At 64.2% G+C, this 17,830-nt stretch carries 18 protein-coding genes; 11 read left to right on the top strand and 7 right to left on the bottom strand.

The features are described 5' to 3' along the window. Positions 1-5 precede the first annotated feature (5 nt). From dxs to VDP79_RS05135, 7 genes are all read left to right on the top strand, one after another. Positions 6-1,868 carry a 1-deoxy-D-xylulose-5-phosphate synthase gene (gene dxs, locus VDP79_RS05165; protein WP_323017160.1) on the top strand — a complete coding sequence of 621 codons (1,863 nt, stop codon included), beginning with the start codon at positions 6-8 and terminating at the stop codon, positions 1,866-1,868. Then, positions 1,865-2,674 carry a GTP cyclohydrolase FolE2 gene (folE2, locus tag VDP79_RS05160; RefSeq protein ID WP_323017159.1) on the top strand — a complete coding sequence of 270 codons (810 nt, stop codon included), beginning with the start codon at positions 1,865-1,867 and terminating at the stop codon, positions 2,672-2,674. The genes dxs and folE2 overlap by 4 nt, the downstream gene beginning before the upstream one ends. A gap of 123 nt (positions 2,675-2,797) precedes the next feature. Beyond that, a complete protein-coding gene (gene rpsF, locus VDP79_RS05155; RefSeq protein WP_323017158.1) occupies positions 2,798-3,166 on the top strand; it encodes a 30S ribosomal protein S6 in 369 nt (122 codons plus the stop codon). Between the two features lie 19 nt (positions 3,167-3,185). Then, positions 3,186-3,479 (top strand): primosomal replication protein N, encoded by a 294-nt coding sequence (gene priB, locus VDP79_RS05150; protein ID WP_323017157.1) that lies wholly within the window; start codon positions 3,186-3,188, stop codon positions 3,477-3,479. 45 nt (positions 3,480-3,524) lie between these two features. Next, on the top strand, positions 3,525-3,797 hold the full coding sequence (gene rpsR / locus VDP79_RS05145; protein ID WP_323017156.1) for a 30S ribosomal protein S18: 273 nt from the start codon (positions 3,525-3,527) through the stop codon (positions 3,795-3,797). Between the two features lie 15 nt (positions 3,798-3,812). After that, a complete protein-coding gene (gene rplI / locus VDP79_RS05140) occupies positions 3,813-4,268 on the top strand; it encodes a 50S ribosomal protein L9 (RefSeq protein ID WP_323017155.1) in 456 nt (151 codons plus the stop codon). Between the two features lie 108 nt (positions 4,269-4,376). After that, a complete protein-coding gene (locus VDP79_RS05135; RefSeq protein ID WP_323017154.1) occupies positions 4,377-5,747 on the top strand; it encodes a replicative DNA helicase in 1,371 nt (456 codons plus the stop codon). On the opposite strand, the gene pdxA is transcribed toward VDP79_RS05135, so the two are convergent. From pdxA to VDP79_RS05115, 4 genes are read right to left on the bottom strand one after another with little or no spacing between them, the layout of a single operon-like run. Beyond that, positions 5,744-6,748: a 4-hydroxythreonine-4-phosphate dehydrogenase PdxA gene (pdxA, locus tag VDP79_RS05130; protein WP_323017153.1), complete on the bottom strand. Its 1,005-nt coding sequence runs from the start codon at positions 6,746-6,748 to the stop codon at positions 5,744-5,746. The two genes, VDP79_RS05135 and pdxA, sit on opposite strands and share 4 nt — an antisense overlap. Beyond that, on the bottom strand, positions 6,738-8,552 hold the full coding sequence (locus tag VDP79_RS05125) for a PhoH family protein (RefSeq protein WP_323017152.1): 1,815 nt from the start codon (positions 8,550-8,552) through the stop codon (positions 6,738-6,740). The genes pdxA and VDP79_RS05125 overlap by 11 nt, the downstream gene beginning before the upstream one ends. Positions 8,553-8,569: 17 nt before the next feature. Next, positions 8,570-9,040: a peroxiredoxin gene (locus VDP79_RS05120; RefSeq protein ID WP_323017151.1), complete on the bottom strand. Its 471-nt coding sequence runs from the start codon at positions 9,038-9,040 to the stop codon at positions 8,570-8,572. Then, positions 9,037-9,483, bottom strand: a complete 447-nt coding sequence (locus VDP79_RS05115; RefSeq protein WP_323017150.1) for an Mth938-like domain-containing protein — start codon at positions 9,481-9,483, stop codon at positions 9,037-9,039. Before VDP79_RS05115 ends, VDP79_RS05120 begins: the two co-directional genes overlap by 4 nt. A 174-nt stretch (positions 9,484-9,657) precedes the next feature. On the opposite strand from VDP79_RS05115, the gene alaC reads away from it, so the two are divergent. Genes alaC through thrC form a run of 3 tightly spaced genes read left to right on the top strand, consistent with a single transcriptional unit; the run spans position 9,658 to position 13,543 of the window. Beyond that, positions 9,658-10,845: an alanine transaminase gene (alaC, locus tag VDP79_RS05110; protein WP_323017149.1), complete on the top strand. Its 1,188-nt coding sequence runs from the start codon at positions 9,658-9,660 to the stop codon at positions 10,843-10,845. Further along, the gene (locus VDP79_RS05105) at positions 10,842-12,146 is read left to right on the top strand and encodes a homoserine dehydrogenase (RefSeq protein WP_323017148.1); all 1,305 of its coding nucleotides are present in this window, start codon (positions 10,842-10,844) and stop codon (positions 12,144-12,146) included. The genes alaC and VDP79_RS05105 overlap by 4 nt, the downstream gene beginning before the upstream one ends. Further along, the gene (thrC, locus tag VDP79_RS05100) at positions 12,143-13,543 is read left to right on the top strand and encodes a threonine synthase (RefSeq protein WP_323017147.1); all 1,401 of its coding nucleotides are present in this window, start codon (positions 12,143-12,145) and stop codon (positions 13,541-13,543) included. Before VDP79_RS05105 ends, thrC begins: the two co-directional genes overlap by 4 nt. A gap of 7 nt (positions 13,544-13,550) precedes the next feature. Here thrC and hpnE read toward each other — a convergent pair whose 3' ends face one another. The 3 genes from hpnE to hpnC are packed head-to-tail and all read right to left on the bottom strand — an operon-like array spanning position 13,551 to position 16,601. Next, a complete protein-coding gene (gene hpnE, locus VDP79_RS05095) occupies positions 13,551-14,858 on the bottom strand; it encodes a hydroxysqualene dehydroxylase HpnE (protein WP_323017146.1) in 1,308 nt (435 codons plus the stop codon). Further along, complete coding sequence (gene hpnD, locus VDP79_RS05090; RefSeq protein WP_323017145.1) at positions 14,855-15,718, bottom strand: presqualene diphosphate synthase HpnD; 864 nt, start codon at positions 15,716-15,718, stop codon at positions 14,855-14,857. Before hpnD ends, hpnE begins: the two co-directional genes overlap by 4 nt. Next, positions 15,708-16,601, bottom strand: coding sequence for a squalene synthase HpnC (hpnC, locus tag VDP79_RS05085; protein WP_323017144.1), 894 nt, complete (start codon positions 16,599-16,601; stop codon positions 15,708-15,710). The genes hpnD and hpnC overlap by 11 nt, the downstream gene beginning before the upstream one ends. Positions 16,602-16,706: 105 nt before the next feature. Here hpnC and alr point away from each other — a divergent pair, with 105 nt between their 5' ends. Continuing rightward, positions 16,707-17,822 (top strand): alanine racemase, encoded by a 1,116-nt coding sequence (gene alr / locus VDP79_RS05080; protein ID WP_323017143.1) that lies wholly within the window; start codon positions 16,707-16,709, stop codon positions 17,820-17,822. Positions 17,823-17,830 lie beyond the last annotated feature (8 nt).

Here is a 17,830-nt window from a genome sequence, read left to right as displayed (position 1 = left end):
AAGACATGATGACAACTCTATTGGAAGGCATCGCCTCGCCGGACGACCTGCGCCGCCTGGACCGCCGGGAATTGAAAGACCTGGCGACTGAGCTGCGGGCGTTCGTCCTGGATTCGGTCGCCCGCACGGGCGGACACCTGTCCTCGAACCTGGGGACGGTCGAACTGACGCTGGCCCTGCACTATGTGTTCAATACGCCCGATGATCGCCTGATCTGGGACGTGGGTCACCAGTCCTATGCGCACAAGATTCTGACCGGCAGACGCCAGGCCATGCCCGGTTTGCGGCAGATGAACGGGATTTCCGGTTTTCCCAAGCGCAGCGAATCCCCCTATGACGCGTTTGGCACCGCGCATTCGTCCACCTCGATTTCGGCTGCGCTGGGCATGGCGGTGGCCGCCCGCAACCAGGGTATCGACCGTCAGCACATTGCCGTGATCGGCGATGGCGCCATGACGGCGGGCATGGCTTTCGAGGCCTTGAATAACGCGGGGGTCACGCCTGACGTCAATCTGCTGGTGGTGCTGAACGACAACGACATGTCGATCTCACCGCCGGTCGGCGCCCTGAATTATTATTTCGCCCGCCTGCTGTCGGGGCAATTCTATGCCCGCGCCAAGATGATGGGGCGAGCGATGCTGCAGCACGTGCCGCCGGCGCTGGCGCTGGCGCGCAAGCTCGAAGGTCACGCCAAAGGCATGCTCTCGCCGGCGACCCTGTTCGAGGAACTGGGCTTCAATTACATGGGGCCCATCGACGGCCACGATCTGGAAGCCCTGGTCCCGATGCTGGAAAATATCCGGGCGCTCAAGGGGCTGCAGTTCCTGCATGTCGTGACGCGTAAAGGGCAGGGCTACAAGCTGGCCGAGGCTGATCCCGTGCTGTACCACGGGCCGGGCAAATTCGATCCTTCCGTCGGGATACAGAAACCGGCTCAACCGGCCCGCCGGACCTTCACCCAGGTGTTTGGCCGCTGGCTGTGCGATATGGCGCAAGCCGACGCCCGTTTGGTCGGCATCACGCCCGCCATGCGCGAAGGCAGCGGGATGGTGGAATTCGAGCGGCAGTTTCCGCAACGCTATTTCGACGTCGGCATTGCGGAACAGCATGCCGTCACGTTTGCCGCGGGTCTGGCCTGCGAAGGCTGCAAGCCCGTCGTGGCCATTTATTCGACCTTTCTGCAGCGCGGCTACGACCAGTTGATTCATGACGTGGCTTTGCAGAATCTGGATGTGACCTTTGCTCTGGACCGGGCCGGTATCGTCGGCGCGGACGGCGCCACCCATGCCGGCAATTACGACATCGCGTACCTGCGCTGCATTCCGAATCTGGTCGTGGCGACGCCGTCGGACGAACACGAGGCCCGGCTGCTGCTCAATGCCTGCTATCACCATCCCGGGCCTGCGTCGGTGCGTTATCCGCGCGGGGCGGGGTGCGGGGCCGAGCCTGGCGATAGCCTGGAGCCGGTGGATATCGGTCGTGCCGTCGTGCGCCGCCAGGGGCGGCAGGTCGCTGTGCTGGTGTTTGGCACCTTGCTGGCCCAAGCCGCTCAGGCCGCTCAGGCGCTGGATGCTACGCTGGTGGACATGCGTTTCGTCAAGCCGCTGGACGAGGCCCTGCTATCGCAGCTGGCGACGACGCACACGCTGTTCGTGACGGTGGAAGAGGCCGCCATCATGGGCGGCGCCGGCAGCGCCGTCGTGGAATACTTCAATCGGGAGGCGATCGAGCGCCCGGTTCTGCAGCTGGGGCTGCCGGACGAATTCATTGATCATGGGGACCAGAAGGTCATCCTCGCCGGGCTCGGCCTGGATGCCCAAGGGATCGAGGCGTCGATACGCCAGCGTTTGGAAAGGAATCACTCATGAACACCCTGCTGGATCCGGTGGCCGTTGCCATGCCGGATGTGCAAAGCAGCACGGATACCCGGCATATCGCCATTCAGCGGGTGGGTGTGCGCGGTGTGCGCCACCCTCTGCTGGTGGCGACCGCCGCTGCGCCGCAGGCCACCATCGCGGACTGGGAAATGACGGTCGCGCTGCCGCCCGAGGAAAAGGGCACCCACATGTCGCGTTTCATCGCCTTGCTGGAATCGCATCGCAGCCAGCCGATGACGCCTGCCTTGCTGTGCGCCATGACCCGGTCCATGCTGGATCAGCTGCAGGCGGATGCGGGCGATGTGACGGCCAGTTTCCCCTATTTCATCGACAAGGCCGCGCCGGTGTCCGGGGTGCGCAGCTTGATGGATTATCAGGTGCGCTGGACGGCTCAGGCCCGCCGAGACCAGGCGCCGTCCTTTGCCTTGCAGGTGCAGGTGCCGGTGACCAGCCTGTGCCCTTGTTCCAAGGCCATTTCCGAATATGGCGCCCATAATCAGCGCTCGCACGTCACGGTGCGCCTGGCCTGCGGGGCGGATCAGGCGCCAGCGCTGGACGATCTGATCCCGCGCATCGAGGCCCAGGCATCCTCCGAACTATGGGGGCTGTTGAAACGCGCCGACGAAAAATTCGTCACGGAACGCGCCTACGAAAATCCGAAATTCGTCGAGGACCTGGTCCGCGACGTGGCGGTCATGCTGCAGCGCCTGCCAGGGGTTCTCTCGTACGAGGTCGAGGCCGAAAATTTCGAGTCGATCCATAATCATTCTGCCTACGCGGTGGTGCGCAGCGCCTAAACTATGTGCTAGAATGCCGGGTTACTTGCTCGACCGTTCCTGGTTGCGCGCCCTGCAGTCGGGCGGGTTGCCAGTGTCGGCGGGCTGTCTGTCAACATCGCAGATATCCACAAGGAGTCATTCATGCGTCACTACGAAGTAGTGTTTATTGTGCATCCCGATCAAAGCGAGCAAGTGCCCGCCATGATCGAGCGCTACCAGACCATGGTCACGACCAACGGCGGTCAGATCCACCGTGTCGAAGACTGGGGCCGTCGCCAACTGGCCTACCCGATCCAGAAACTCGTCAAGGCCCACTACGTGTGCTTTAACATCGAGTGCGGTCAGACCGCCCTGGACGAACTGGAACACTCGTTCCGCTACAACGACGCCATCCTGCGTCACCTGTTCATCAAGACCAAGCATGCTCACACCGAGCCGTCGATCATGATGAAATCGGTCGAACGCGAAGAAGCCCGTAAGGCTTCCAGCGCCGAGACGTCGAACTCCTGATCCGGCACTCGCGCGATCTGTGAACCGAGTCGAGCTGGCTGCGACATTGATCGAGATTCCGCCTTTGCGCCACACACCGGCAGGTCTGCCTGTGTTGCAGTTGCAGATGGCTCATGAATCTCAGGTCCTCGAAGCCGGCCTTCCCCGCCAGATTTCCATGGAACTCAAGGCGGTGGCTCTGGGAGACGTCGCTCTGAACCTGGCCAAGGCCTCTGTAGGCAGCCAGGTACGGATCATCGGATTCCTGGCGCCGCAACGACAAGGATCGGATCGGCTGGTGTTGCATATCCAGCAGCTTGTGCAGGCACATTGAATGAACCCTCCGGGCGCGTCCCGGAACCAGACAAAGGCTAATATCATGGCTTACTTCAAAAAGACAAAAGAAAAACGCAAATTCGGACAACAAAATCCGCTGTTCAAGCGTCGTAAATTCTGCCGCTTCACGGTCGCCAAGGTCGAGGAAATCGACTACAAGGACCTGGACACTCTGCGTGATTTCATCCAGGAAAACGGCAAGATCATCCCGGCTCGCCTGACCGGCACCAAGGCGCACTATCAGCGCCAGCTGGATAGCGCCATCAAGCGCGCCCGTTTCCTGGCCCTGTTGCCGTACACCGACAACCACAACTAAACCGAGGTCCCCGTCATGCAAGTCATTCTGCTTGAAAAAGTCATCAATCTCGGGAACCTGGGCGATGTGGTGCGTGTGCGCGATGGTTACGCCCGCAACTACCTGATTCCCCAGAAAATCGCCCGCCGTGCAACCGACGCCGCCCTGAAGGAATTCGAGGCCCGTCGCGCCGAACTGGAAAAGCTGCAAGCTGAAAAGCTGGCTGCCGCCCAGGCCATGTCCGAAAAACTGCACGGTTTCGCTTTCGTCATCAGCCAAAAAGCCGGTGTCGATGGCCGTCTGTTCGGTTCCGTCACCAATATGGACGTGGCAGCCGCTCTGCAAAGCGCCGGTTTCCCCGACGTGCACAAGGGTCAGGTCCGCATGCCCGACGGTGCGATCAAGGCCGTGGGTGAGTTCCCGCTGCAGGTCGCGCTGCACGCCGACGTGGTGGCCGACATCACCCTGACCGTTCAGGGCGAAATGGCGTAATCACGCACAGGCCGCCGTGCTACATTCCTCTCAGTAGGAATGGCAGGCAGCTTCAAAAGGCCGGCGCTATGCCGGCCTTTTTCATTGCAACAGGTTTAGGGACCCACGGTGGAAATCGACACTGATACTCAACTGGACTATCTGCGGGTGCCGCCGCATTCCATCGAGGCGGAACAATCGGTGCTGGGCGGGCTGCTGCTGGACAATGCCGCGTTTGATCGCGTCGCCGACGTCCTGACCGAAGACGATTTCTACCGCTTTGATCACCGCCTGATCTGGCAGCACATCACCCGATTGGTCGGGCTGGCTCGCCCGGCGGACGTGATCACGGTGCATGAGTCCCTGACGACTGCCGGCAAGGCCGACGATACCGGCGGCCTGCCGTATCTGAATGCGCTGGCGCACAACACGCCGTCGGCGGCCAATATCCGTCGCTACGCCGAGATCGTGCGCGAACGCTCCATGCTGCGCAAGCTGGTGTCCATCGCCGACGAGATCTCGTCCGCCGCTTTCAATCCCCAGGGCAAGGAAGCCCGCCAGATCCTCGACGAGGCTGAGTCCCGCGTGTTCCAGATCGCCCAGGAAGGGGCGAGGGGCATGGCCGGCTTCCAGGAAATCCGCCCGCTGCTGGCGCAGGTGGTCGAACGCATCGACGAGCTGTATCACCGCGAAGGGGATTCCGATGTCACCGGGGTGCCGACGGGTTTCGATGATCTGGACCGCATGACTTCGGGGCTACAGCCTGGTGATCTGGTCATCGTGGCGGGCCGTCCATCCATGGGGAAAACCTCGTTTTCCATGAATATCGGCGAACACGTCGCGATCGAGCAAGGTTTGCCGGTCGCCGTGTTCTCCATGGAAATGGGCGCTGTGCAGTTGGCCATGCGCATGATCGGTTCGGTGGGCATGCTGGATCAACATCGCATGCGCACCGGCAAGCTGAATCAGGATGACTGGCCGCGCTTGACGCATGCGGTGCAAAAGGTCGAACAGGCGCAGATCTACATCGACGAAACCCCCGCGCTGACCTCGATGGAGGTCCGCGCGCGCGCGCGGCGCCTGTCGCGCCAATGCGGTCAGCTGGGCATGATCATCATCGACTATATCCAGCTGATGTCGGGCAGCGGCGGGGAAAACCGCGCCACGGAAATTTCCGAGATCAGCCGATCCCTGAAAAGCCTGGCCAAGGAACTGAATTGCCCGCTGGTGGCCCTGTCGCAGCTGAACCGCAGTCTGGAACAACGCCCCAACAAGCGCCCGGTCATGAGCGATCTGCGCGAGTCGGGCGCTATCGAGCAGGACGCCGACGTCATCATCTTCATCTATCGGGACGAGGTCTACAACCCTGATTCGCCGGACAAGGGGACGGCGGAGATCATCATCGGCAAACAGCGTAATGGCCCTATCGGGACGGTGCGCCTGACTTTCCAGGGCGCCAGCACGCGGTTCCTGAATTTTTCGGCAGCGTCGGGCTTTTAATCGCTTGCTGTCATCCGCAGCGCCATGCGCATGGCGGCGCGCAAGGATGCGGGGTCGGCCAACCCCTGGCCGGCGATGTCGAAGGCGGTGCCATGGTCCACGCTGGTGCGCACGAAAGGCAAGCCTACCGTCACATTGACGCCTTCGTCCAGGCCCAGGTATTTCACGGGAATCAGTCCCTGGTCATGGTATTGGGCGACGACGATGTCGAATTCGCCCTGCCGCGCCCGCATGAAAATCGTATCCCCCGGCCAAGGGCCGGAGACATCCAGCCCCTGGGCACGGGCCTGTTCGATGGCGGGCATGATGTGGCGGGCTTCTTCGTTGCCGAAGACGCCGCCTTCGCCGGCATGGGGGTTGAGTCCCGCCACGGCGATGCGGGGGCGGGCGATGCCGGACTGGCGGCAGGCCAGCTGCGCCAGCTGGATGGCGCGGGTTTCAGCTGCCTGATTGATCGCGGCGGGTACGTCCGCCAGCGCGATATGGATCGTCACCAGCAGCACACGCAGTTCTTCGTTGGCCAGCATCATCGCGTAGTCGGCGGTGCCGGTGCGCTCGGCCAGGATTTCCGTGTGGCCGGGAAAATCGATGCCGCCGGCATGCATGGCGCCCTTGTGCAGGGGCGCCGTCACCAGGGCGCGCAGATACCCGGCTTGGGCGTCGTCGATGGCGTGGCACAGGTATTCATAGGCGCCGCGCCCGGCGCGGGGGTCAGGGCGGCCCAAGGGCAGATCCGCCGGCAGCGCCTGCCAGCGATTCAGCACGCCGATGATGCCGCCCGTCGTGCCGGCGCCGGGATGATCCAGCGTGCGGATCTGCAGGCGGTCGCTTAAGCCCAAATTCTGACAGGTGCGGGCCAGCGTCCCGGCATCGCCATAGACCACGGCCGGATGAGGCAGGCCCTCGGCAAACAGACGCACGATCAGCTCCGGGCCGATCCCCGCAGCATCCCCCAGCGTGAAGGCCAGGGGCAGGGGACTGCGGGCCGTCTTAGAGGGCATCGCTGGCATAGTCGGCCAGGCGGGACCGTTCGCCGCGCTGCAGGGTGATGTGTCCGGCGTGCGGCCAGCCCTTGAAGCGGTCCACCACATAGGTCAAGCCAGAGCTGCCTTCGGTCAGGTAGGGCGTGTCGATCTGCGCGATATTGCCCATGCAGACGATCTTGGTGCCTGGGCCTGCCCGCGTGATCAGGGTCTTCATCTGTTTGGGCGTCAGGTTCTGCGCCTCGTCGATGATCAGGAACTTGTTCAGGAAGGTGCGCCCGCGCATGAAATTCAGGGATTTGACCTTGATGCGCGAACGAATCAGATCCATGGCCGGGGTCTTGGTCCAGTCCTGGCTGCCGCCGTTGCCGCTGGTGCTGATGGCCGCCCCGCCGGATCCCTGATGCAGGACTTCCAGATTGTCTTCCAGGGCGCCCATCCAGGGCAGCATTTTTTCTTCTTCCGTACCGGGCAGAAAACCGATGTCGTCGCCCACCGGGACCGTGGCCCGGGTGATGATGATTTCGGTGTAGCGTTTGGTCTCGAAGGTCTGGGCCAGGGCGCTGGCCAGCGTCAGCAGCGTCTTGCCGGTGCCTGCCTGGCCGAGCAGCGAGACGAAATCGATATCCGGGTTCATCAGCAGGTTCAGGGCGAAATTCTGTTCGCGGTTGCGCGCCGTGATCCCCCAGACGCTGTTCTTGTTGTGGCTGAAGTCGCGCAAGGTGGCCAGGACGGCGCTCTTGCCGGTGACTTCGCGCACCTGGGCCGACAGCGGCATGTCGCCGTCGTAATAGACGAATTCGTTGACGCTGAACTGGCCGCACAGCGGCCCGCGCACGCGGTACCAGGTCAGGCCGTTCTGCTGCCAGGATTCGATGTTCTTGCCGTGCTTGACCCAGAAATTTTCCGGCAGCGGCATGATGCCGTCATACAGCAGGTCCGAATCATCCAGGACGTGGTCATTCAGATAGTCTTCGGCGGGCAGCCCCAGGGCGCGCGCCTTCAGGCGCATATTGATGTCCTTGGACACCAGGGCGATCTCGCGCTTGGGCGATTCCTGTCGCAGGCCGTGGACGATGCTGAGGATGACGTTGTCGGCCTTGCCCATGGGCATGTCGACCGGCAGACGGGCCTCGGTGGCGCGGGTCTGAAAGTAGAGCGATCCCAGGGCATCCGTGTTGCCGAGTGCATCCAGGGGGACGCCCTTGTCGAGATCAGCCGTGGCGATCAGTTCGTCCAGGTAGCGACTGACCTGACGCGCGTTGCGGGCGACTTCGGACATGCCCTTTTTCTGGTGATCCAGCTCTTCGAGCACGATCATGGGCAGAAACACATCGTGTTCAGCAAAGCGAAACAGCGAGGTCGGATCATGCAGCAGCACGTTGGTGTCCAGCACGAACAGCTTGCGTTGAGCCGTCGGCAGGCGTTTTGCCCGGGATCGGGCAGGCGTGGCTGCCTTGGCGGGTTTCGCCGTACTGGTTTGCACGTCGGCGGCGACGGCATCCGCGGGCGCCGTGTCGCGGCTGCGTGAAGCAGGCGCTGGGCTGGCCGGGGCTGGCGCTGCCTTGGCGACGGGTGCTGCTTTCGTGGCGGCAGGCGCAGGCTTTGGAGCGGTGGTGACGGACTTCGGGGCGACGGGTGCAGCCTTGGGCGCCGGCGTGGCGACTTTGGACAGGATGGCCGCCAGCGGGCGCTTGGGTTTGGGCTGGGTGGCTGCGGCAATCGGTGCGGCTGCTGGTTCGCGGGGCGGCGTCTGCCGAGTGGCGGCAGGGGTGGATTCCACGGTGTCGCCGAGCTGAACCGGCGGTTTGGGAAGGGGCATGAAGGCTCCTGGGGGGCTTAGGCAGTCAGGTTTTTAGCGGCAAGCAGGACTTCTTCGGCATGGCCGGGGACGCGCACGCCGCGCCATTCCTGGGCCAGTACGCCGTGCCGGTCGACCAGAAAGGTGCTGCGGTCGATGCCGCGCACTTGTTTGCCGTACATGTTCTTGAGCTTCATGACGCCGAACAGGCTGCACAAGGCTTCGTCCGGATCCGAAATGAGCGGAAAAGACAGGCTCTGTTTTTCCGTGAAATTTTCGTGGGATTTCAGCGAGTCGCGGGAAATGCCGTAGATCTGGCAGCCGATGGCCTGGAACTGTCCGTGCAGGTCGCGGAAGTCCTGAGATTCGACGGTGCAGCCGGGGGTGTTGTCCTTGGGGTAGAAATAGAGGACGAACGGCTTGCCCAGCAGGGCGGCAGAGTCAAAGGGTCCCTGCGTGGAGTCGGCTTGGATGGCGGGCAGGGCTTGGCCGATGGCGACGGATGTCATGCGTGGGGGTCTCCGGGTAGTAACAGGGCCAGGACGCGTCGTTCCTCGGACATGAGGATGTTGTAGGTCCGGGCAGCGGCCTGGGTGGTCATGGTCTCGACGCCGATGCCCAGCTGCAGCAAGGGGCGGATGATGTCGGGGGCAAGAAATACCTGCCGCGACCCGGTGCCGATCAGCAGCACTTCGGGCGCGTCTTTGGGCAGAGCGGGCGGGGCGTCGTCCAGAAAGGCCAGGGGATCCTGGCGTGCTGCATCCAGACCGATCAGGGCCTTCAGAAAGGCTGCATCGATATCGGCGGCGGTCTGCAGTTCCAGCTGGCGCACCGGGCCTTCCGGCCCGACGCACACGGCAGTTTCGAAACGGACCCGGTTGATATCCAGGTGGTGTTCCCCATAGGCCGTGACGGTATTGAGAGCAGGGTTGTAGTCTTTTTGCAGTAACACGGAGCGCTCCAGAGTTCTTGTGATGATAGCGCAGTGCCGGCAAGACTGGAGTCTGCGGGGGCGGGATGTTGCACGCCGGATTTGCGAGTCACAGGCGCATGCGCTAGATTACTGAGTTTGCTGCACTGCAATTAACTGCTGTCGATTCCTTTCCTGCCCAGTCCGAGGACCACCATGACGACCTTCCCGCGCATCGAGCGCCTGCCCCCCTATGTGTTCAACATCACTGGGGAACTGAAGATGGCCGCCCGGCGGCGCGGCGAGGACATCATCGACATGTCCATGGGCAATCCCGACGGCCCGACCCCCAAGCATATCGTCGACAAGCTGGTCGAAGTCGCCGAGCGTGAAGACACCCATGGCTATTCGGTGTCCAAAGGCATTCCCCGTCTGCGCAGGGCGATCACCAGCTGGTATCAGCGCCGCTACGGGGTGGATTTCGACCCGGATAGCGAAGCCATCGTGACCATCGGCTCGAAAGAGGGTCTGGCGCATCTGATGCTGGCGACCCTGGACCGGGGCGACACCGTCCTGGTGCCCAATCCCAGCTATCCCATTCACATCTATGGGGCGGTCATCGCCGGCGCCAATATCCGCTCGGTGCCCATGACGCCGGGCCTGGATTTCTTCGAGGAAATCGAACGCGCCGTGCGCGAGGCCATCCCCAAGCCCAAGATGATGATTCTGGGTTTTCCCAGCAACCCGACGGCGCAGTGCGTCGAGTTGTCCTTCTTCGAGCGCATCGTGGCGCTGGCGCGGGAACACAATATTCTGGTCGTGCATGACCTGGCCTATGCCGACATCACGTTCGACGGCTACGTGGCGCCGTCCATCATGCAGGTGCCGGGTGCGCGGGATGTGGCGGTGGAATTTTTCACCATGAGTAAAAGCTACAACATGGCGGGCTGGCGCATCGGCTTCATGGTCGGCAACCGCGAACTGGTCCATGCGCTGGCGCGCATCAAGAGCTATCACGATTACGGTACGTTCACGCCGATCCAGGTGGCGGCCATTGCCGCTTTGGAAGGCCCGCAGGACTGCGTGGCGGAAGTCGTCGAGCAGTACCGCCGCCGCCGCGACGTGCTGGCCCGCGGCTTGCACGAGGCCGGTTGGCTGGTGGATGTGCCCAAGGCATCCATGTATATCTGGGCGCATATCCCGGAACCTTACCGGGCGCAGGGCTCGCTGGAATTTTCCAAGCGCCTGTTGGCCGAGGCCAAGGTCGCCGTGTCGCCCGGCATCGGTTTCGGCGATTATGGGGACGAGTACGTGCGCTTTGCATTGATCGAGAACGAACAGCGCACCCGTCAGGCGGTGCGCGGCATCAAGGACATGTTCCGTAAGGACGGGCTGCTGAAATGAAACCTATCCGTATCGGTTTGTTGGGCTTGGGCGTCGTCGGCAGCGGCGTCTGGACGGTGCTGGCCCAGAACGGCGGTGAAATCGCCCGCCGCGCGGGCCGCCACATCGAAGTGGCTGCCGTGGCTGTGCGCGACGTGGCCAAGGCCCGCGCACTGGTCGGGCCCGATGTCAGGGTCATGACCGATGGCATGGCGCTGGCGCAGGACCCGGACATCGACATCATCGTTGAATTGATGGGCGGCGACACCTTGGCGCGAGACTGCATGCTGGCGGCGATCCGTCATGGCAAGCACGTCGTCACGGCCAACAAGGCGCTGCTGGCCATGCATGGCAACGAGATATTCGCCGCTGCCCAGGCCCAGGGGGTGATGGTGGCGTTCGAGGCTGCCGTGGCCGGGGGGATTCCCATCATCAAGGCGATTCGCGAAGGCCTGACCGCCAACCGCATCCAGTGGGTGGCGGGCATCATCAATGGCACGACCAATTTCATCCTGTCGGAAATGCGGCAGCGCGGCCTGCCGTTCGGCGAGGTCCTGGCCGAGGCCCAGCGCCTGGGCTATGCGGAAGCCGACCCGACCTTCGACATCGAGGGCGTGGATGCGGCGCATAAGCTGACGCTGCTGGCGTCGCTGGCCTTCGGCATTCCGGTGCAGTTCGACAAGGCGGTGACGGAAGGCATTTCCAGCCTGGCCTCCGAAGACATCGTGCATGCCGAGCGCCTGGGCTACCGCATCAAATTGCTGGGCATCACCCGCCGCCGCCCGGAAGGCATTGAATTGCGCGTGCATCCGACGCTGGTGCCGGCCGATTGCCTGCTGGCCAATGTCGAAGGCGCCATGAATGCCGTGCTGGTGCGCGGCGATGTGGTCGGCCTGTCGATGTATTACGGGCAGGGCGCCGGGTCTCTGCCGACGGCTTCGGCCGTGGTGGCCGATCTGGTGGACGTGGCCCGCTTGCAGATGGCTGATCCGGAACACCGGGTGCCGCATCTGGCCTTTCAGCCGGAATCCGTCGTGGATATTCCGATCCTGCCCATGGTCGAGGTGCGCTCCAGTTTCTATCTGCGGTTGCGAGTCGATGACCGTCCGGGCGTGCTGGCCGATCTGGCGCGCATCCTGTCGGGAGCCGGCATTTCCGTGGGTTCGATGTTCCAGCAGCCGCACGGCGAACATCAGGCCGAGATCATCTTCCTGACCCACGAGGCCCGCGAAGGCGACGTGGACGATGCCTTGCGACTCATGCAGGCCCAGCCTTTTGTCCGTTCAGACGTGACGCGACTGCGCGTGGAGAATCTGACTTGAAATACCGATCCACCCGGGGCGGCATGGCCCCTTTGCCCTTTTGTGACATTTTGCTGGAAGGCCTGGCGCCGGACGGAGGCTTGGCGCTGCCGGAAACCTTGCCGCAGCTGGACGCGGCCACGCTGGAATCCTGGCGCGGCCTGTCCTATGCCGAATTGGCGGCGCAGGTCCTGGGCCTGTTCATCGACGATATTCCGGCGCCGGATCTGCTGCGCATGACGCAGGCGGCATATGCGCCGGACGTCTTTGCGCAGATTGCGCCGATCAAGCCCTTGCGCCCCGGCCTGTCGTTGCTGGGGCTGTCCGAAGGCCCCACGCTGGCCTTCAAGGACATGGCCATGCAGTTCCTGGGGCAGGTGTTCGAATACGTGCTGGCGCAGCGCGGTCAGACCCTGAACATCCTGGGGGCGACCTCGGGTGACACAGGATCGGCGGCGGAATACGCCTTGCGCGGCAAGCGCGGGGTAGCCGTGTTCATGCTGTCGCCCCATGGGCGCATGAGCGTCTTTCAGCGGGCGCAGATGTATTCGCTGCAGGATGCCAATATCCATAACATCGCCGTGCACGGCGTGTTTGACGAGTGCCAGGACATTGTCAAGGCCTTGGCGGGCGATCTGGATTTCAAGAGCGCCTACCGCCTGGGGGCGGTGAATTCCATCAACTGGGCGCGGATCGCCGCGCAGATCGTGTACTACGTCTGGGGCTGGCTGCGGGCGACGCAAGGGCCGGGGCAGCCGGTATCGTTTGCCGTGCCTTCAGGCAACTTCGGTAATATCCTGGCCGGCCATCTGGCGCGGCAGATGGGGCTGCCCATCCGCCGGCTGGTGCTGGCCACCAATGAAAACAACGTCCTGGAAGAATTCTTTCACACCGGCGTCTATCGCCCGCGTCCGGCCAGTCAGACCTATGCCACGTCCAGTCCGTCGATGGATATTTCGCGGGCCTCGAATTTCGAGCGTTTCGTATTCGATCTCGTGGGGCAGGATGCCGCCCGGGTGCGGGCTTTGATGGACGAACTGCGCCAGACCGGGCAGTTCGATCTGTCCGATCTGAAATCCCGGTTCACCGAACGTTACGGTTTTGTGGCGGGGGCCAGTTCGCACGCCGACCGCCTGGCGACGATCCGTGCCATCCGCCAAGAGGCGGGGGTGCTGATCGATCCGCATACGGCTGATGGCGTGCATGTTGCTCAGGCCTATCTGGAGCCCGGCGTCCCCATGCTGGTGCTGGAAACCGCCTTGCCGGCGAAATTCGCCGAGACGATCCAGGAAGCGACGGGTCAGGCGCCAGAGGCGCCCGCCAGTCTGCAGGATTTGCAGCAGCGCCCCCAGCGGGTCGAGATCATGGACTGCGATGTGCAGCAGGTGGCCGATTACGTGCGTCAGCACGCGCTGTAGCGGTTTCTCAGCGACACTTCACAGCGGCTGTCACTGATCTTGCTGCGGCCAGCCCGCTGCGCACGGCGCCTTCCAACACCGCCGGGTAGCCGGTGTCGGTCCAGTCGCCAGCCAGCAGCAGGCCAGGCCAGGGGGTCCGGGTGTCGGGGCGGCGCAGCCCCGGCGTCACATCGAAGGTCGCCCGTTTCTCGGTGATCAGGGCCTGGGCCACGATGGGGGGCAGGGGGCGGCGGGCCTGGGCGCCGATCTGCGCCACCGTGCCGGCGATGATCTGTGCGGTGTCCTGACCGGCGTAGCGGTCGGCTGCGCCGATGACAATGTGGACCAGGCAGCGATCCTCGGCGGACAGGGCTGTGGCGCTGCGGTCAAACAGCCATTGCCCCCAGGCGTGTCGGGCGGGATCATCCCATAGCAAGACCATGGCCTGCCCCGATTCCCAGGGGCGCTCCAGGCGCAAGCTGACCGTACCGATGGCGGCGTGATCCAGTGCGGGCCAGTCCGACAGATAAGGTTCAGCGTGCGGCAGGGGGCTGATCAGGCGCCGTGTTTCGTGCGCGGGCGCAGCCAGGATCAACTGATCGTAATGACCGCCATCCACCTGCCAGCCGCCGTCCGGGGCAGGGGTGATCGCTTGCACCCGCTGCCGTTTCAGGCGGCTGCCCAGCAACTGACAGGCCTGTCGCGGCCATAGATCGTGCAGCTGCTGGCGGGGGATCAGCATGCGGCTGGCGGTGGCGCCTGCGCCCAGGCTGTCTCTCAGGACGCGGACGAACAGCCGGGCCTCGGTGCGTGCCAGCGGCGTGTTGGTGGCCGCCAGGCACAGCGGCGTCCACAGGCGATCCAGCAGAGCCGGCGGGCATCCCAGTTGTTGCAGCCAATCCGCTGCCGTCAGCCGGGTATCGAGGCGCTCGGGGTCCAGGGTGCGGAGCACGCGCCACAGGTGGTGTCGACCGCGCCAGCCTGCCAGCCCCCGGCTGCCGATCAGCGCCCCCAGGCGGTGGGCGGGTGCGGGCAGCGGCCAGAATCCCAGGCGCAGCTGTCCGTCGGCGGATTGCAGGTTCAGCGGCTGGATATGGCAGGCGTCGTGCGGGTCCACTCCCAGGGAGTGCATCAGCGCCAGGGTGTCGCGGTAGGCGCCCAGCAGGATGTGCTGGCCGTTGTCCGTCTGCATGCCCAGCGTCGGATGCGTTACCGGGCGGGCTCTGCCGCCGACCTGTGCCGCCGCTTCGAAGACCTGGACCGGAACCCCGGCCCGGTGCAATTGCACGGCAGCAGTCAGGCCGGCCCAACCCGCGCCGACGATGGCGACGCTCATGCCGCCAGACGGCGCACCAAACCCTGGCCGCCGCTGACCCAGACTTTCCAGGCCAGCCAGAATTTGCGGATCGGCGTCAGGGCGATGCGCTGATTCAGCACGTGCCAGCCGTCGCGCTCGATTTCGTCCAGCAGCGTATGGTAGATCGCCGTCATCATCAGGCCTGGCCGCTGCGCGCGGCGATCGGCCTCGGGCAGCAGGCGCATGGCGTCCCGGTACAGGCTGCGGGCGCGCTGGGTCTGTTGTTGCATCAGGGCGGTAAAACCTTCGGTGTGGCGGCCATCCAGGATGTCGTCCACGGTGACGCCGTGTTGCGCCATCTCGTCGGCTGGCAGATAGATGCGGCCCCGGCGGGCATCGTCGCCCACGTCGCGGATGATGTTCGTCATTTGAAAAGCCAGGCCCAGGGTCTCGGCGTATGCCAGGGTGCGCGGATCGGTGTAGCCGAAGATGCTGGCCGATAGATCACCCACGACGCCGGCCGCACGCCAGCAATACTGGCGCAGGGCTTCCCAGTCGGCGTAGCGGAATTGGTCCAGGTCCATTTCCATGCCCTCGATGATGGCGTAGAACGGATCGGGGCGCAGGCGGCAGGGTTCCAGGTGGCGCTGCAAGGCGATGGCCACCGGGTGATCCGGCGTGCCGCCGAACATCTGTTCCACCTGGCCGCGCCACCAGGCCAGTTTCATGCGGGCGACGGAAGCCTCGCTGATCTCGTCGACGATGTCGTCGACCTCGCGGCAGAAGGCATACAGCGCCGTAATCGCCCGCCGTCGTTCGGGGGGCAGGAACAGGAATGAGTAATAAAAGCTCGACCCGCTTTGGGCGGCCTTGTGTTGGCAATATTCGTCAGGGCTCATGGTGGTGGGGCAGGGCGGTGGCCGGTTGGGGACGAGGCCGGCAGAATGCGCGCCAGCATAGCAGGAGACCGTCACGCCGAGTCAGGATGGGCCGGTCGGCATAAGGGTTGTAGCCGCCGGCTTCCAGCATTTCCAGGATGCGCAGACCGCCATGGATGACCAGGCGCAGTTCCCAGCCGATGCGCCCGGGCAGGCGCCAGGCCAGGGGGCTGCCGTTCAGCAGCAGGCGGCGGGCCTGCATAATCTGTTCCCGCAGCACGGCTTGCCAGGCTGCCGGCGCCTGGCGCGGACGGGATCGGCACAGGTCGGCCAGGGCCGGCAGGGTGACTTCGTGGCGGGCCAGGCAGTCCAGCGGGATGTAGCAGCGACCCTTGGCTTGGTCCAATGCCACGTCCTGGCAGAAATTCACGCGCTGCAGGCCGGTGCAGATGGCGTCCGATTGATCCATGTCCTGCGCTGATGTGGCGCCGAACAGATGCAGCATCAAGCGGCCCACCGGGTTGGCGGACCGGCTGCAGTAGTCCATCAGGGCAGGTTCGTTGTCATAGCAGGAAACGCTCAGGTCCTGCAAAAAGGCGGACAGCAGATCCAGAAAGGGCTGGATCGGCAGCTGGTGATCAGCGATGGTCTGGCCCAGTTGCTCGAACAGGGTTCGATCCGGAGCGGACAGCGGCGTGCGGACGGTGCGGTGCGCCCCCAGGTCCTGGATGGCGGATCGCCAGGATTCCAGGGCAGCCTGTCGGGTCGCCGGTTCGGCATCGCCTTCGTCGGCCAGATCGTCGGCTCCTCGTGCAAAGGCGTACAGGTTGCGCACCGCCGGGCGCAGAGGCGCCGGCAGCAGAATCGAGGCGACGGGGAAGTTTTCGTAATGATCGACAGCCATGATCCGGCAGTATACTGACCCAGGGCCGGGAAGCGGCCTTGGAGGGGCGATCAGCCCAGGTTAGCGAGGCAGACGCGCCCCGCTTTTTCTGTTTTTGAGGATCCCATGCCGCGTCCGATTCTGGCGACTATCGATACCAATGCCCTGGCTCATAATCTGCAGACCGTGGCGCAGCGCCTGGCGCAGGACGACCCGAACCGATCGCCTTCCATCTGGGCGGTCATGAAATCACATGGCTACGGTCATGGCATCGCTGCCGCCGTGCGCGGATTTTCCCAGGCAGACGGCCTGGCCATGCTGGATCTGGACGAGGCCGTGCGCTGCCGTGAATTGGGCTGGACCGGACCGATCCTGCTGCTCGAAGGCTTTTTCGAGCCTGCCGATCTGGATGTCCTGTTCCGTTATTGCCTGAGCACCACGATTCATTGCGCGGAACAGCTCGACATGCTGGAAGCCGGCCTGGTGCGCGCGCCGCTCGATGCCCTGGTGAAACTGAACACCGGCATGCATCGGCTGGGTTTCCAGCCGGGCGAATACCGGGATGCCTATGCCCGCGCCCAGGCGCTGCAGACGGTGGGTGTGTTGGGGACCTTGGGCAAGATGACGCATTTTGCGCGGGCCGATGACGACGCGACCCTGACGCAGGAACAACTGGCTTGTTTCCAGGATGTGACGCAAGGGCTGCCCGGTGCGGTCAGCGTCTGTAATTCGGCGGCGACCCTGACGCCGGGGTTGGCTGCCGGGGTGGCGGGTGGAGATCAGTGGGTGCGCCCGGGCATCTGCCTGTATGGCGCGTCGCCGTTTGCCGACCAGCCCGCCGATGCCTTCGGCCTGCGGCCTGCCATGACGCTCAGCGCCCAGGTGATCAGCGTGCATACGGTGCCGGCAGGCGAAGCCGTCGGCTATGGACAGGTTTTCCGCGCGCCGCATCCCATGCGGGTCGGCATCGTGGCTTGCGGCTATGCCGATGGCTATCCCCGTCACGCTGAAACCGGCACGCCGATCACGGTGGCCGGGGTGCGCACGCGGCTGGTGGGCCGGGTGTCCATGGACATGCTGGCGGTGGACTTGGACCCGGTGCCGGCGGCCGGGGTAGGCTCCCCCGTCGTGTTGTGGGGCCAGGGCGGGCCGTCGGTGGACGAAGTCGCGCTGGCCTGCGGTACCATCGGCTACGAACTTTTGTGCGCGGTGGCGCCCCGGGTGCCGCGCCGCGAACTGTAATGCCGTTT

It is taken from the genome of Castellaniella sp., from assembly GCF_034675905.1.
Classification (GTDB): domain Bacteria; phylum Pseudomonadota; class Gammaproteobacteria; order Burkholderiales; family Burkholderiaceae_B; genus Castellaniella.
The sequence above is the reverse complement of the archived record's forward strand: the minus strand, read 5'-3'. Positions and strand labels throughout refer to the sequence as shown.